The organism is Chitinophaga sp. (assembly GCF_035538455.1).
Classification (GTDB): Bacteria; Bacteroidota; Bacteroidia; order Chitinophagales; family Chitinophagaceae; genus Chitinophaga.
In genome coordinates, this window is the sequence record NZ_DATLKJ010000004.1 from 1 (window position 1) to 15,708 (window position 15,708).

The window sequence follows — 15,708 nt, forward strand, 5'->3', positions numbered from 1 at the left end:
CAGGATGTATTCCTCTTTGGAGGCACCATCCGCGAGAATATTGCCTACGGTAAACCCGATGCTACCGACGGAGAAATAGAATCAGCAGCCCGCCAGGCCAATGCCTGGGAGTTTATTCAACGCTTCCCGCTGGGATTGAACACGGTCGTAGGGGAGAGAGGCATACAGCTTTCCGGTGGCCAGCGCCAGCGTATTGCCATTGCACGCGCCGTACTGAAAGATCCCAAAATACTGATACTCGACGAAGCCACTTCCGCGCTGGATTCTGAATCCGAAAGACTAGTGCAGGACGCCCTGGATAAACTCATGGAAGGCCGCACCTCTATTGTGATCGCACACCGCCTGTCTACCATCCGGGAGGCAGACAAGATTATCGTGCTGGACAAAGGTATGATCGTGGAAGAAGGTACCCACCATGAACTGATCGGCGTAGATGGCGGTTTATACCGCATGCTGAGCGAAATGCAGTTCGCCGTGTAATGAATTACATGTAGGGCTTCATTTCTTCATCAATGTCTTTTCTGAGATCCATCAGTTTCTTGGCATAGGTCTCCATACTGATCTCATTAGCAGTACGCGGTGTCCATTTGGGCACCGGTATTGTTTTACCGCTGTCGTCTACGGCTGCAAACACCATTACACAGTGTGTGGTCTTCTGCTTCTCCTGCTGCCTGGGGTTACCGGCAAATACATCTATGGAGATATGCATGCTGGTTTTACCGGTATAGATAATGGTAGCATTGATCTCAACGAGATCTCCGATAGCTATGGGCTTAAAAAAACGGATACCACCCACGTATACAGTCACTGCATACTGGCCACTCCAGTTGGCTGCACAGGTATAGCCAGCCTGGTCAATCCACTTCATAACGGAACCGCCATGTACTTTACCGCCAAAATTCACATCTGAAGGCTCTGCCAGGAAACGCAGGGTGATGGTATGATAGATCGAATCCATAACTATGATTTGTATTGATTTTTGTGATGCTGATGATTTGTACTGTTGTTTGATGATGATTGTTAAATCAACTCTTCCATGTACAAAGATATAGACGAACTATTTTAAGTGTTCTGATTTCTATCAAAATATATAAACAATCATCATCAAACAACAGCACAAATCACCGGCATCACTGATAATCAACACCTACATTTCTTCCGGCTCACTGTTATGTTTTTTATCATTGTTCATCTTGCCGAAACGCCAGGTAGCGTTGAGTCGCAGTTCGCGGGTAAGGCGCGCGCGGTAGTTTTCTGTCTCTGAAAAATCAGTGCGGGTGTAACTGAGATTACGGTCTGAATTGAATACATCATTTAAAGTAAGCGATACAGACAACGCTTTATTCTTCAGCATATCCTTCTTCACACCTGCATCTGTTGACCATACCGGTTTCCTTTCTCCCTGTGGCAATATCTGCCTCGACTCATATTCCCCTGTTATCTGCAAAGTGAGATCCCAGGGTAATTTGGTATTGCTGTTCAGCTTACCAAACCAGGTGAAGCCCTGGTTGGACAGGTTATTACCGGTACCCACGGTGCTGATCTTTGTCTGCGCCATGTTGATGTTGGCAGTTACATCCCAGGCCTTGGTGAGCTGACTTCTCAAGGTAATCTCTGCTCCATAGGAATTGCGGGTGCTGGCATTGATGGGATACGTCAGCAACACGCGCTGCGCCTGCCCGTTCAGCGTGAGAACAGTATCTACGTAAAAATCTGTGATGGCATTATCGGTGTTGCGATAGTACAAAGAAACCAGCAGATTGTGTTTATGAGCGAAATCCTTAAGGTAGGAAAGCTCAGAGGAGTTCGTGAACTCCGGCTTCAGGTCAGGGTTTCCGCGGTTGGCGTATTGCCCGCTGTAGTCAATAGTGGGCAGCAAATCCCGGAACCAGGGACGGCGGATACGACGGCTGTAGTTCAGCTGGAACTCATGATCGCCCTTCAGCTTCTGTGATAAAAACACGCTGGGAAAAAGGCTTACCGGATAATCGATCTTATAGGAATCTTTTTGTCCGAGCCTTGTTTCCCCGGTGTAGTACGACTGTTCAGCTCTCAATCCAACCTGGTAGCCGAAACTGTTTTTTGCGCCGGTATAACTTACATAACCGGCATTGATCTGTTCCTGGTAATGATAGTTGTTCGAAAGCGCGGTATCGAGGGAGAAGGAGCCATCAGGATAATTCCTGCCATAGGTATTTGTATAGTTGTCGAATCTGCGGGTATTGGTGCGCAGACCTGCTTCTATCTTGGATGTTTCAGAGAACGGTCTTACGTAATCCAACTGGCCGGTAAGATAAACCGTTTCTCCTTTGCCATTGCTGTTGCGGAGTTCTGGCTTCCTGGGCATATCAGTAGGATTGCCTTTCAGATCGAAATACTGCAGGGAGTAATCCGCACTGTTATCGCCGGTTGCATAGTTATACGTGAAATCAGCCGTCAGTTCTTCGCCTTCTCTGGCAAAAGTGTGCTTATAACCCAGCTGCGTAGTGTAGTTGCGGAAACCGTTCTTACTGTTGTTGATACCAGTGCCATAACGCACTTTCTGCAGCTTGATGTCATATTCATTCTGCGTCTGATCATTGTAGCGGTTGAAGTTACCGCCGGTGAGCGACTGCGAAAGCGTGAGGGTATTTCTGTTGTCGATGAACCAGTCGAAGCCGGTACGGCCAGTCTGAAAGCGACGGTATAAGTCGCCCTCCTGGAGCTGTTCACGGTACGTGGTCGTGTCTTTACCGATGTTTTTGCTAAACAGACGGCTATTCATAGGCGACACCCTGTTGCGGAAGCCGTAGTTCAGGAAGAAGTTGAATTTCTGCTGACGCACATTGAAATCCACATTGCCGTTGGTGCTGCCGAGAGAAGATACACCTGCGCTGATAAGCCCGTTGATACCAGCCTTCCGGTTCTTCTTGAGCACGATGTTAAGGATCCCGCTCATACCTTCAGCGTCATATTTTGCAGAAGGGTTGGTGACCACTTCGATATTGGCAATAGCATCTGCCGGTATCTGGTCTAGCGTGAGGGTAGAGGGGCGTCCGTCAATAAATATAGTAGGAGTACCATTACGTACGCTTACGTTGCCGTCTATATCTACACTGACAGATGGTACCTGTTTCAATACATCCGTGGCGGTTCCGCCGATACTGGCCAGATTTTTCTCCACGTTAAACACGCGCTTGTCGATAGCCATCGTGAACGCTGGTTTCTCTCCAACGACATTCACTGCAGCAAGTGATTTCACATTCGCCTTCAGTTTGATATTACCGGCATCAACAGCTGCCGCCTTTTCTGTTAACTGCACCGTCTTATACACCGTTTCATAACCGATGAAATTAATTTTAAGCACATACCTGCCCGCCTTCATATTTTCGAAGTTAAAATCGCCATTAGGTTTTGACAACATGCCCGTGAGTACTGACGAATCTGGTCGTAAAACTGCAACAGACGCATATTCTATAGGTCTGCTGCCTTGTGCATCCAGTAGTTTTCCGTAAATAGCACCCGTTGCGGCATCTTTACCCCCGTGTTGCTGCGCCGTTACGTTTGTACATAATAAGAACATCCATGCCGACAGGAACAAAACAATTTTTCTCATAATTACATTTACTAGCTTCCAACAATTTATAGCGGTGGTAAAAATAGTTGTAAAGACTGAAGGAAATCTGTTTTTTGGGATGAAAGGAACGCACAGAAGGCACTGCAGTAACGCATAGAAAAAGCAGCGCACGTTGTAATCCTTTGTGGTAGATTGTTTGGAGAGATGTTGAAGGGGAATTTCTGAGTGTTAAATAGTGTTAACCCTGGTATGCATTAACACAAACTGTTCAAGCTGCATGAGCATGCATACGTTAATTTCCGTGGATAAAAAAACGCAGATACTCATTGAATCATTTCAATGATAACTAATAGCTACGTATCTTTACAGTCAGCTGTTGCGTTATTTTAATTTTTTTTATATGCATAAGGATTACCGACCGGACTGGGATATATACACGTGCCACATTGAAGAAAGTCCAGCAGTAATAGGTCTTGACCTTGATCTGAGACGATTTGCGCCATTGAAGGAAAAGCCTAATGCCATATATGTTACTGTATACCTGAATCACCCACGTGAAGACGGATTTCCTCAGAACGATGAGTTTGTTATGATGGGAGAGATCGAGGATAAATTAGTAGAGCAGTTACAAACTAAACTGGACGCGCATTTCGTGGGCCGTACCTTCTCTAATGGCGTACGTGATTTCTATTTCTATACCGGTAACACATTACTGCATGATAAATACATTGCGGATGCAATGATTAGTTTTCCTGAGTACCGTTATGACTATGGTATGAAGGAAGATAACAACTGGGAACTCTATTTCGATTTCCTGTTTCCTGATGTATACGAATTCCAGCGTATCCAGAACAGAAAAGTGTTACGTATGCTACTGCAACACGGCGACATATCAGAAATCATACGCCCGATAGAACACTGGATACATTTTAAAACAGAAGAAGATAAGTCTTCTTACTGGGAACATATCAAAGACAGCGGCTTCACCGTTATGAGGGATGAACCTACAGACAATCCCGAATTTCCTTTTAAATTATGCGTGTCACGCCCCGATAAAGCCAGCGAAGCTTCGGTAGATAGCGTCGTGATGATCTTATGGGAATTGGCGCAACAGCTGAATGCTCAATATGACGGCTGGGAAACAAGCATTATGAAGTAAATTTTACTATTTTCTTATTCAGAGAAATTATTTAAGTATTTTGAGATTTTGGAATTTATAAATTCATAAATTCCAAAATCTCAAAATCTCAAAATCTCGAAATCCCAAAATCTCAAAATAAATTAAATCCCTGAATGAATAAATAATAGAATTTTTCGATATACTTGTTATCGCGGCTAAACTTGAGAATGGATTTTAAACTGATTACAACCATAACTGTTATATGCTGGCTTGTTTGTTGGCACCACAATGCTTATTCCGGCATTGCGGCGGCTTATCAGCACCCGTCACAGACAGATACCGTTCCAAAGAAAGGGCATAACCTGATGAAGAGAATCGGTGAGTACCGCGATTCACTGAGAAACAAAGAATACCGCCAGTCATTTATCAAGCGTATTACCCGTCAGGATGTTCCCGAACAGGATGTTGACCCGGATAGTGTGATCATTAAAAGTGAAGCCTATTTTGCTCCTTATGTAGGCAAAGTGATCCGTAATATCAACTACAGAAAAGTAAAAGTATTCGGTCCCCGTAACATCAATGATACCAGCTTTACTACCAACATGAAGCTGATTCACCTGGCCAACCGGCTGCATTATGATTCCAAAGAATGGGTAATCCGCCAGTCCTTGTTCTTTCGCGAAAACCAACGCCTCGATGCTTTTGAAATGGCCGACAACGAACGTTACCTGCGTAACAGGCCTTTCCTCCAGGATGCCCGTATCTATATCAGGAGCACAGACCCGCAATCAGATTCCGTAGACGTAGTCGTACTCACCAAAGATGTATTCGAATATGGTGCGGACCTCTCGCAGTTCAGTGCGGATAATGTCAAAGCAAGTGTATCCAATAACAATCTGCTTGGTGTAGGGCAGGGGCTCTCCGTCGGTTTCCAGTGGCGCAGCGATTACACACCCACCTGGAACACGGAGGTGAAATACACCAAATACAATGTGCTTGGGTCTTTTATCGATCTCAGCATGGGATATACCACACTTAATAACTATCAACCACTTGATACAATGGTGTATGAGGGCACCGTTTACTTCAGCCTCAACCGCCCGCTATATCGTAACTCTGCCAGGATGGTGGGCGGCCTGGCCGTATCTAACAGCTGGTCTATCAATATCCGGGGCGCCGAGCCACAGGCGGAAGACAGCCTGTTCCGCGATTACCGCTACGTTGCTATAGACGCATGGGTGGGATACAACATCATCAACAACTACAAGAACAACGGTACCATTGGCCGCAAGCCTAATGTCGCTGTTCTGGCCAGGCATTATAACCTCGCCTTCCAGCGCAAGCCGGAACAACAGCGCTTCAGCAATGATCCTGTATACAACGATCACCGGTATTATCTGCTGGAAATAGAAGCCTACCGGCTCGACTTCTTCAAGGCACATCATTTCTTCGGCTTCGGCAGAACAGAGGATATTCCCCTCGGCTACAATGTAAGCGCTACCACCGGATGGGAAACCTGGAAAGACAGGAAAAGACTCTATACCGGTTTTGAGGCGCAGAAATTCTGGACCACCCGTAGTCACGGACTTTTTAACACCACCGTTGGTATTGGAACTTTCTGGAACAGAAAGACCACCGAAGATGCCGTCATGCACGCCAGCCTGGAATATTACAGCCGCCTCCTTACTTTCAGAAAGGCCCGTTTCCGTGAGTTCTTCAGCATCGATTTCCTCGCGAATCCCAGCCCGTTTTTTTACAAGCCGCTTAACATTAATATGGATTATGGCATATGGGGCTTCCGCGACACCAGGCTTAACGGCTTCCAGCGGCTGAATGCCAGCTCCGAAACTGTATATTACAGCCCACTGAAAATACTGGGCTTTAAATTCAACTTCTTTGCCTCTCTTCAGGCATCCGTGATCAACGCCAATGATCGGGATCTTTTCAGCAATCCCGTATATACAGGATTCGGCGGAGGCTTCAGGGTGCGCAACGAAAACCTGTCGCTTAACACCATCAAAGTGGCCTACTACTATTACCCCGATGCGCCATTCCCAATGAAACGCAACAGTATGCTGGAAATTACTACTGTGGTGGATTTCAGGTTTGATATCTCCGCACTGAAAGCACCGGCATTCCTGGGCTTCAGGTAAATTTACTGCCATGTGGGCCGGGCAAAGCGCACAACAGGCCAGGGAAGCAGCAACTGCTGATATTGTCAGGGAGCTGATAACAGGTACAGAAAAAACTATGGCAGCCGTTTGAATATCCCGGGATAGTCTTCTACAATATCATTTTCATCTACCGGTATCTCCGCCTTGAAACTGTTGTTGGTATTTTCGTACAGGTACTTCCGGTTGCCGAGCCGCGTGTAACGTTGCTCCACTTTCTGCAGCTCAAACTCAGGCAGCAGGATGTAGAGCATCTTAAACGTTTTGCACTCGCCCGTTTCCATTGGTGATCTGCGGATGGGAAGCGTGTTGGTAAATGGTGTGAGCGAAATATCAATATCGATGCACTCGTCAAACGCAGGGATATGGTTCCCTTCTTTGTCAAACCAGTGACCATGCAGATCTGATGTCAGCTTTAACTCTTTATGCTGGACGCTGTCTTCCTTTATATGAAAGGAAGATACTTTCCAGTCCTGCGTGATTTCAATTTCATAGTGCACCACGAAAAGCTGCTTCTTTATACATCCATTAATAACGCCACGTGCAATGTAATAATGCTCATTACTGGTTAACGTAAAAAATTCAATCCCAGGCCACTTCTCAGCCTGCCACATAACAGGTTCCATTACCATATCGTTTGTTTATTTTTCTTGTTGCTTTATCCGCGTATTGGGCTTGATGCGGATCACCACCAGTTTGGATGTTGGCGTATTACTCTTGTCGGCCACACTATCAACCGGTACCAGCACATTGGTTTCGGGAAAGTAGGTGGCAGTACACTTCTCCGGGATACTGAAAGGTACAATGATAAATCCATGTGCTACTCGCTCCGTTTGTCCGTGGTCGTTATACAGGTCCACCACGTCACCGGCGCCGAAACCTGCCGCAGCAATATCCGCCGGGTTCATGAAGATCACACGGCGCTCATTATAGACGCCGCGGTAGCGGTCATCCAGTCCATAGATGGTGGTGTTGAACTGGTCATGACTCCGGATGGTCATCATCATAAATTCATCGTCGGCAATAATATTCACCGGCACGTCGGCCACATTAAAGTTGGCTTTGCTGTTCCCCGTGTTGAACCGGCCTTCCCTGGCGCCGTTGGGCAGGTAGAAGCCCCCCGGGTGTCTTACTCGCTCATTGTAGGCGTTAAAGCCGGGTATTACTTTCTCTATATCATCGCGGATACGGTCATAGTTGGTAGTATAACTTTGCCAAGGCACATAACGGCTGCCCAGCAATACCTGCGCCAGCTCACAGACAATCACAGGCTCACTCTTCAGCTGGTCCGATATAGGATGCAGGTTGCCTTTCGACATCTGGACAACGCCCATCGAGTTTTCACAGGTGACAAATTGCGCAACACCCTGTTGTATATCTTTATCGCTACGCCCCAGACAAGGCAGAATGATCGCCTCACGGCCATGTACCAGGTGGCTGCGGTTCAGCTTTGTGGACACATGCACGGTCAGCCGGCATTTGGCCAGCGCTTCAGCGGTATATTTTGTATCGGGTGTGGCCGACAGAAAATTGCCGCCCATCGCTATAAACACGCTGGCGTCCCCGCGATGCATTGCGTGGATAGCATTTACCACATCATAGCCATGTTCCCTCGGTGGCGCAAAATGATATACTTCCTGGAGCTTATTCAACAGAGCCTCTGAAGGCTGCTCATAGATACCCATCGTTCTGTCGCCCTGCACATTGCTATGGCCGCGCACAGGGCAGGTACCTGCTCCCGGCTTGCCTATGCTGCCTTTCAGGAGAAGAAGGTTTACCACCTCCCGGATGGTATCTACTGCATTTTTATGTTGGGTGAGGCCCATCGCCCAGCAGGCTACAATTTTTCGTTTATGCATGAGCGTAACGGCGGCCTCTCTGATAGCCTCCTGCGCCACGCCGCATGCTGCGGCCAGCTGGTGAAAGTCGTGTTGTTTCAGGTGTTGTATATAATCGTTGTAACCGGCTGTCTGTTGGTTAATGAAATCTGTATCGAACACAGTCCCCGGATTTTTCTCTTCTTCCTCCAGCAACAGTAAGGCAATAGCTTTCAGCAAAGCCATGTCGCCATTGATTTTCACCTGAAGAAAAATATCGGTAAGATGTGTTTGGATGTTCAGGATGCCTTTCAATGTCTGCGGATTCAGGAAGTTGAGCAGTCCTGTCTCCGGCAGCGGATTCACCGCGATGATAGTAGCGCCGTTGGCCTTGGCTTTCTGCAGGGCGGTCAGCATACGCGGGTGATTGGTACCGGGATTTTGTCCGAGTATAATAATCACTTCTGCATGATGTACATCTTCCAGTGTAACAGAGCCTTTGCCGATACCCAGTGCTTCACCCAATGCTACACCGCTTGATTCGTGGCACATATTGGAACAGTCAGGCAGATTGTTGGTACCGTATTGCCTGACCATCAATTGATAGAGGAAAGCCGCTTCATTGCTGGTTCGGCCGGAAGTATAGAAGATGGCTTCATGCGGAGATGACAGCTTCTGAAGATGACCGGCAATGATGCCGTATGCTGCCTCCCAGGTAATAGCTTTATAATGGGTGCTTCCTTCGGGAAGGTACATGGGCTGGGCAACGCGGCCTTTCTTACCAATCTCATAGTCGGTTAGCAGACCCAGTTCTTCAACGCTGTGGTGTACAAAAAAATCAGGAGTGAGTCGTTTGGTAGTCGCTTCTTCTGCTATAGCTTTGGCGCCGTTCTCGCAATACTCCGCAATAGGGGAGCGCTCGTCGTCAGGATCAGGCCATGCGCAGCCGGGACAATCGTAGCCATGCTTCTGATTGAGTGCCAGTAAAGCTTTCATGGCACGGAAAGCGTTCATTTCTTCCAGCATATGCCGCATACTGGATACCACAGCCGGGATACCTGCGGCCACTACTTTAGGCTTGCTCAGCTTTATACCTGTAAACCGTACCGGGTTCTCTGCATGCATATGATACGCTGTTTTCTTTCGCAATAGTAGCGATTTTTTCCCGCAAAGGCGCTATGCTTCCTTTGCGGGAAATCTATCTGATCTCTATTCTTTCCGGTTTAGTGTAAATATTGAATCGCTGCTCTCTGAGAAACCCGATCAGGGTGATGTTCCAGGTATCGGCCATTTTTACGGCGAGGCTGGAAGGTGCACCCACTGCTGCGATCAGCGATATGCCCGCCATTGCCGCTTTTTGTATCAGCTCAAATCCTGCACGCCCGCTTAGCAGCATCAGATGTGTGTGTAGCGGTATAAGCCGTTGGGTAAGCGCGGCGCCGATTAGTTTGTCCACCGCATTATGCCGGCCTATGTCTTCCCGGAGGATAAGCAGGTTACCGTTACGGTCAAAGAGGGCCGCTGCATGCAGGCCGCCGGTAGCGTCAAATACGTCCTGTTGGCTACGGAGCGTTTCGGGCAACTGGTATATCAGGGAAGAGGGAATAACGAATGCTTCGCCTTTACTAACGTTGACGCCTGTATGAATATTGGCAATATCTGTTTTGCCGCATACGCCACAGGCTGCCGTGGCCGTAAAGTTACGGTTGCTGTGCTGCAGATCAGGCGCCACGCTCTCCTTCAGCGCCACCGTGGCCACGCTGCCTTCCGCCTTGTCTGCAAGGGCAATATCTTTTATATCGTCATGCTGCCGGATGATGCCTTCGCTGAAAAGGAAACCTTTCACCAGCTCCGGATCGTGGCCTGGTGTGCGCATCGTCACAGAAAGAGACTGCTGCCGGCGGTTGTGAACCGGACCGTACAGCAGCTTTATTTCCAGCGGGTCCTCGGTGGCCAGCACATCATTGATGTCTGATGCGCTGGCAGCGGCCACCTTCCTGATCTGTGTATGTACAACAGGATTGGTCATACCTGAAAATTTAAACTTTCACAATCATCTTTCCGTTGTTCCTTCCGGAAAATAATCCTAATAAAGCATCCGGCAAATGATCAAAACCTTCTTCAATCGTTTCGGTGTATTTCAGCTTACCTGCTTTCACCCAACCGGCCAGCTGCCCGATCCCTTCCTGGAAGCGGCTGGCATAGTTGCCGATCACAAAGCCCTGCAACAATACGCTGCGTGTGAGCAGAGTCGGCTGCCAGCGGGGCCCTACCGGCGTTTCGGTTGAATTATACAACGCTATCTGGCCACACAGCGGTATTCTGCCGTGGAAGTTGATCTGGTTTACTACGGCATCTGATATTTCTCCGCCAACATTGTCGAAATAAATATCCACCCCGTTAGGACAAGCCGCGGCAATCGCTTTGGATATATCCGGATTACCTTTATAGTCGATGGCTACGTCGAAGTTGAATTTATCGGTGAGCATCTTCACCTTTTCCGCGCCGCCTGCAATACCTACCACACGGCATCCCTGGAGCTTCGCGATTTGCCCCACTACGATACCCACAGCTCCCGCTGCACCGGAAACCACCACTGTTTCACCGGTTTTGGGCTTGCCAATGTCCATCAGCCCGAAGTAGGCCGTCAGCCCGGGCATGCCCAGGAGGCCAAGATAGTAGGTAGGCGGAATCTCGCTGTCTGTTTTGCGTACATCAGATCCCTTGCGGATGATGCCGGTGGCCCAGGGCAGGAGCGGCCTGCTGGAAGCGGCTATAACCACATCGCCGGGTTGCAGGTTCTTGTCCTTGCTCTCCGCAATTGTAGCGATGGCGCCACTTTCGATAGGCGCATTTACTTCAAACGGAGGTATGTATGATTTCCCTTCATTCATCCTTCCGCGCATATAAGGATCAACAGAATAATAGAGGGGCTTCAGGAGCACTTCTCCTTCCTTTAGGTCTGGAAGGGTCACTTCTTCTGTTCTGAAATCTGTAAGGGCGGGCAGACCTTTGGGGCGGGAAGCAAGTACTATCTGTTTAATTCTCATTGATGTATATTTTGGTGATATGATTACCGGCAATGTAATTACTTCTGTAACGATGGAAAAAATCTTTTACACTATGAAAATAAACATCGCGTACAATGCCTGGAATTAATGGGTAAAATGTAATTTCGGGTTAAACTATTTTACTACTAAACCTTCACTCAGTTATGCGTCTGGATGATGAAAGAATGAGCGATAATGTCGAGAAACGCTCCGGCGGCGGCGGAATGCGTACCATTGGTATCGGAGGCGGTATCGGTGGTGTCATTATCATTGTACTTGCACTATTGTTTAAGCAGGACCCGCAACAGGTAATGCAGGCCGTACAGCAATCGCAGGGCGGCGGCGGCGGAAATGAAACCTCCGAGCGGCTCACAGCTGCCAACGCCAGTGCTATTGAAAAGTTCTCAGCTAAGGTACTGGCCAGCACGGAAGATGTATGGCAGCAGCAATTCCGGCAGCTGAACATGCAGTATCAGCAGCCCCGGATGGTGTTGTTTGATGATGCCACTACTTCCGGTTGCGGTGCTGCCGAATCTGCCATGGGCCCTTTCTACTGCCCGGCAGACAGCAAAGTATACCTGGATGTAAGCTTCTTCAATGAGCTGGAACAACGTTTCGGTGTCAAGGGCGATTTCGCAAAGGCATATGTAATCGCGCATGAAGTGGGCCATCACGTGCAAAACCTGCTCGGCATCAGCCGTAAGGTACAGTCGATGCGCTCCCGCCTGAGTGAAACGGAATACAACAAACTCTCCGTAAAGCTGGAATTGCAGGCTGACTTCCTCGCCGGCCTCTGGGCTAACCACGCTAACCAGTTACGTAGCATACTTGAACCCGGAGATATTGAATCCGGCCTGAATGCCGCCAGCGCAGTGGGCGACGACAAACTCCAGGAAGCGGCAGGAGGCAGGGTAGTACCCGACGCCTTCACGCACGGTACTTCGCAACAGCGCATGTTCTGGTTCAAAAAAGGATATGATACAGGAGATCTCTCCCAGGGCGATACCGGTCTCGGACTATGATTTATTTGATTATTGTGATTATCCTGGCGAACGAAAATACAAACTGATAAATGTCCGGTTATAATCTTCGCTCATCAGGATAATCACAATAATCAAATAAATCACAGTTCAGACAATAATCAAAAATAATCACAGCCCGATCTGTAGTATCTCCTTCGCTAATCCTATCATCCGTTCATCTCCGGTATATTTCCCCTTTACATCAGACAACTTCACCACCGGCTCCCATTGCGGGGCATCTTCGGGATGCGCTTCATACATCTTGACTACAATATTCAACGGCTTCAATCCTACATCATTCGTAAAGTTCGTACCTATCCCGAAAGACATACCAATCTTACCACGGCAATACGATGCAATACTGGCTACCTTTTCATAGTCAAGTCCATCTGAGAAGATAATGGTTTTGGAAAGCGGGTTGATACCTTTCGACTGATAATGCGCGATGGTACGATCTGCAAACAACAGCGGATCGCCACTGTCGTGACGCACGCCGTCAAAGAGTTTCGCGAACTTCTTATCAAACTGTTCAAAGAAGACAGGTGTGGTATAAGTATCTGAAAGCGCGATGCCCAGGTCGCCGCGGTATACCTGTACCCAATGCTCCAGCCCCAGCATATTAGCCATCTTAAAACCGTATTTGGCGCCGTGGAACATGAACCATTCATGCGCGTGCGTGCCCACGGGCTTTATACCATTACGCATGGCAAGATGTATATTGCTGCTGCCAATGAAACATCCGGCGCCATACTCCCGCAAGGTCTGCACCACCAGCTTATGCACTGCCAGCGAGTGCCTGCGGCGCGAACCGAAATCAGCAATCGTGATGTCCATTTCTTTATAACGTTCTATCTTGGCACGGGTGATACTCACCACTTCCTCATCTGGCACTCGCTGCTGACCCGTAAGCTCATAATACAATTCGCATATGAGCGACATCAACGGCACTTCCCAGAGAATAGTACGGTACCAGTAACCATCCACATGTACTTCCACATCTTCGCCATGTTGTACAATATGCACCTCCGCCGGATTATAACGGTAACCCTGAAGAAAGTCAAGATAGGTGGGGTCCAGGTAAGGACAGGTGACTGCCAGGTATTCTTTTTCCTCGGCGCTCAGCTGCAGATGTTTCAGATCGTCCACCGCTGCCCGTAATGCCTCCGCAAAGCCCGGCGGGAAAGCATGTTTGCCACGGTTAATAAATTTATAACGGGCTCGCGCCTTCGGAAAAAGCTTGACCACGCAGTGCTGCATCGTGAATTTATAGAAGTCGTTATCCAGGATGGAAGTCAGAATCATCAGTGTGGGTTTGGTTAATATAGCAATAATACCATATTTTTGCACACTTAACCCATATCCTATATATGCAACAGAAGATTATCAAAGTAAAGTTCGAGCTTAACCCGCAGGAAACCGTTTTGTATAAAAGTCCCGCAGCCTATTTCAAAAACAAATGGCAGGCCGAACAAGGCAATGTCTACATTACCAGTCAGCGTATCGTATTTGAATCAAAGCCCATGATGATGATGGTGCTCTTTGGTGTGCTGGGCTGGTTATTGTCCAGAAACAAGAAGAAGAAAGACTTCCCGCTGGCTGATGTGGTGAACTTCAAACGCGGTAAGCAGGGCTTCAATAAAAAGGTGGCCGAATTTGAACTGATAGATGGCGCCGTAGCCCGTTTCGGCCTTGGCTCAAAATTCGAACCCTTCGATATCGCTTACCAGAAAGCTATGATGGACGTAAAGCCACTCTTCCAGGTAGATTAATCTGCCGTTTTGTAACACTGTTTATTGCTGCTGTTTGTCGTGAATGTTTAGTGCGTTATCTTTAGCACATGCTTACAGAAACATTAATCAATTTGTTTGAGAGAGATCTCAGCAAGCTCGAAGAAGAAATTGCAGCATACGGTACAGAAGAGGCGCTGTGGCGTATTCCGGAAGGTATCAGTAATCCGGCAGGAAACCTGTGCCTGCATCTTTGTGGCAATCTGCAACACTTCGTAGGAAAGGTGCTGGGCAATACAGATTATGTACGTAACCGCGATCTGGAATTCAGCGCCAGGAATGTACCGCGTCAGGATCTGCTGGAGCAGGTGGGCGCCACACGCCGTATAGTCCTTACCGTTATATCAGGACTGAGCAATGCCGACATGGAAAAGATCTACCCGGAAATTGTTTTCGGCAGGGAAATGGCTACCGGGCATTTCCTGGTGCACCTGCAAGGGCATCTTAACTATCACCTGGGCCAGATCAACTATCACCGGCGTTTAACAAAGTAGTTTTTGGTATGAAACAGGATACGTTCTGGCAGCGCTTTACAACCGTGTACAGGCAGCTGAAGATGCTGATATGGCCTTTTGCGGTAGTACTCGCGGGTATACTGGTATTTCGCTTCCTGTACGGCCGGGAAGACATCTATTTTTATATCAACAGACTGCATACTTCCTGGGGAGATACATTTTTCCCCTATATCACGGAGCTGGGAAGCACCGGCGCTGCCGTTGCAATTACGATAGTACTTTTCCTGGTCAACCGCAGGGCGGGATTTATGATGGCCACCGCCTATACTTTCACCTCCCTCGTTAATTTTACACTGAAGTTCCTGGTAGCTTTTCCTCGGCCGCACCGCTATTTTGAACACCGGTTACAGGAGATCTATTTCGTGCCGGGTGTAACAGTGCTCGACAATTTCCGAAGCTTCCCTTCAGGGCATAGCGTTTGTGCTTTTACCGCTGCCACCTTGCTGTCTTATTATGTGAAGAATAAATACTGGTCTTGGTTGTTCCTGGTGCTGGCATCGCTGGTTGCTTACTCCCGCATGTACATGAGCCAGCACTTCCTGGAAGATGTAACAGCCGGCGCCACAGAAGCTATACTGCTTACCATGCTCTGGCTTACCTTTATAAAAGGCAAGGGGTATGCTGCCGCCATGGATACCGGATTGTAAAAATGTCTCCTGTAGCGGATTGT

Annotated in this window: 14 protein-coding genes; 7 read left to right on the plus strand and 7 right to left on the minus strand. The window is 48.0% G+C overall.

What is annotated here, in order from left to right; translation table 11 throughout:
* On the plus strand, nucleotides 1-480 hold a 480-nt coding region (locus VM802_RS00075), incomplete at its 5' end, for an ABC transporter ATP-binding protein (RefSeq protein ID WP_325526656.1).
* A gap of 4 nt (nucleotides 481-484) precedes the next feature.
* Here VM802_RS00075 and VM802_RS00080 read toward each other — a convergent pair.
* Complete coding sequence (locus VM802_RS00080) at nucleotides 485-958, minus strand: acyl-CoA thioesterase (RefSeq protein ID WP_325526658.1); 474 nt, start codon at nucleotides 956-958, stop codon at nucleotides 485-487.
* A 189-nt stretch (nucleotides 959-1,147) separates the two neighbouring features.
* Nucleotides 1,148-3,595: a TonB-dependent receptor domain-containing protein gene (locus tag VM802_RS00085; RefSeq protein WP_325526660.1), complete on the minus strand. Its 2,448-nt coding sequence runs from the start codon at nucleotides 3,593-3,595 to the stop codon at nucleotides 1,148-1,150.
* A gap of 361 nt (nucleotides 3,596-3,956) precedes the next feature.
* Between VM802_RS00085 and VM802_RS00090 the strand changes: the two genes are divergently transcribed.
* Complete coding sequence (locus tag VM802_RS00090) at nucleotides 3,957-4,715, plus strand: DUF695 domain-containing protein (protein WP_325526662.1); 759 nt, start codon at nucleotides 3,957-3,959, stop codon at nucleotides 4,713-4,715.
* Between the two features lie 188 nt (nucleotides 4,716-4,903).
* Complete coding sequence (locus VM802_RS00095; protein WP_325526664.1) at nucleotides 4,904-6,829, plus strand: BamA/TamA family outer membrane protein; 1,926 nt, start codon at nucleotides 4,904-4,906, stop codon at nucleotides 6,827-6,829.
* Between the two features lie 95 nt (nucleotides 6,830-6,924).
* On the opposite strand, the gene VM802_RS00100 is transcribed toward VM802_RS00095, so the two are convergent.
* The 4 genes from VM802_RS00100 to VM802_RS00115 form a co-directional block, all read right to left on the minus strand.
* Nucleotides 6,925-7,473 (minus strand): putative glycolipid-binding domain-containing protein, encoded by a 549-nt coding sequence (locus VM802_RS00100; RefSeq protein ID WP_325526666.1) that lies wholly within the window; start codon nucleotides 7,471-7,473, stop codon nucleotides 6,925-6,927.
* 15 nt (nucleotides 7,474-7,488) lie between these two features.
* A complete protein-coding gene (locus VM802_RS00105) occupies nucleotides 7,489-9,789 on the minus strand; it encodes an FdhF/YdeP family oxidoreductase (RefSeq protein ID WP_325526668.1) in 2,301 nt (766 codons plus the stop codon).
* Nucleotides 9,790-9,862: 73 nt separating this feature from the next.
* Nucleotides 9,863-10,693, minus strand: coding sequence for a formate dehydrogenase accessory sulfurtransferase FdhD (fdhD, locus tag VM802_RS00110; RefSeq protein ID WP_325526670.1), 831 nt, complete (start codon nucleotides 10,691-10,693; stop codon nucleotides 9,863-9,865).
* Between the two features lie 10 nt (nucleotides 10,694-10,703).
* Nucleotides 10,704-11,714, minus strand: a complete 1,011-nt coding sequence (locus VM802_RS00115; RefSeq protein ID WP_325526672.1) for an NADP-dependent oxidoreductase — start codon at nucleotides 11,712-11,714, stop codon at nucleotides 10,704-10,706.
* A gap of 164 nt (nucleotides 11,715-11,878) precedes the next feature.
* On the opposite strand from VM802_RS00115, the gene ypfJ reads away from it, so the two are divergent.
* Nucleotides 11,879-12,736 carry a KPN_02809 family neutral zinc metallopeptidase gene (gene ypfJ, locus VM802_RS00120; RefSeq protein WP_325526674.1) on the plus strand — a complete coding sequence of 286 codons (858 nt, stop codon included), beginning with the start codon at nucleotides 11,879-11,881 and terminating at the stop codon, nucleotides 12,734-12,736.
* Nucleotides 12,737-12,865: 129 nt separating this feature from the next.
* Here ypfJ and pncB read toward each other — a convergent pair whose 3' ends face one another.
* Nucleotides 12,866-14,038 (minus strand): nicotinate phosphoribosyltransferase, encoded by a 1,173-nt coding sequence (pncB, locus tag VM802_RS00125; RefSeq protein WP_325526676.1) that lies wholly within the window; start codon nucleotides 14,036-14,038, stop codon nucleotides 12,866-12,868.
* A gap of 65 nt (nucleotides 14,039-14,103) precedes the next feature.
* Here pncB and VM802_RS00130 point away from each other — a divergent pair, with 65 nt between their 5' ends.
* From VM802_RS00130 to VM802_RS00140, 3 genes are all read left to right on the plus strand, one after another.
* Nucleotides 14,104-14,505 (plus strand): GRAM domain-containing protein, encoded by a 402-nt coding sequence (locus VM802_RS00130; RefSeq protein WP_325526678.1) that lies wholly within the window; start codon nucleotides 14,104-14,106, stop codon nucleotides 14,503-14,505.
* Nucleotides 14,506-14,573: 68 nt separating this feature from the next.
* Nucleotides 14,574-15,017, plus strand: coding sequence for a DinB family protein (locus VM802_RS00135; protein ID WP_325526680.1), 444 nt, complete (start codon nucleotides 14,574-14,576; stop codon nucleotides 15,015-15,017).
* 8 nt (nucleotides 15,018-15,025) lie between these two features.
* Nucleotides 15,026-15,685, plus strand: a complete 660-nt coding sequence (locus VM802_RS00140) for a phosphatase PAP2 family protein (RefSeq protein WP_325526682.1) — start codon at nucleotides 15,026-15,028, stop codon at nucleotides 15,683-15,685.
* Nucleotides 15,686-15,708 lie beyond the last annotated feature (23 nt).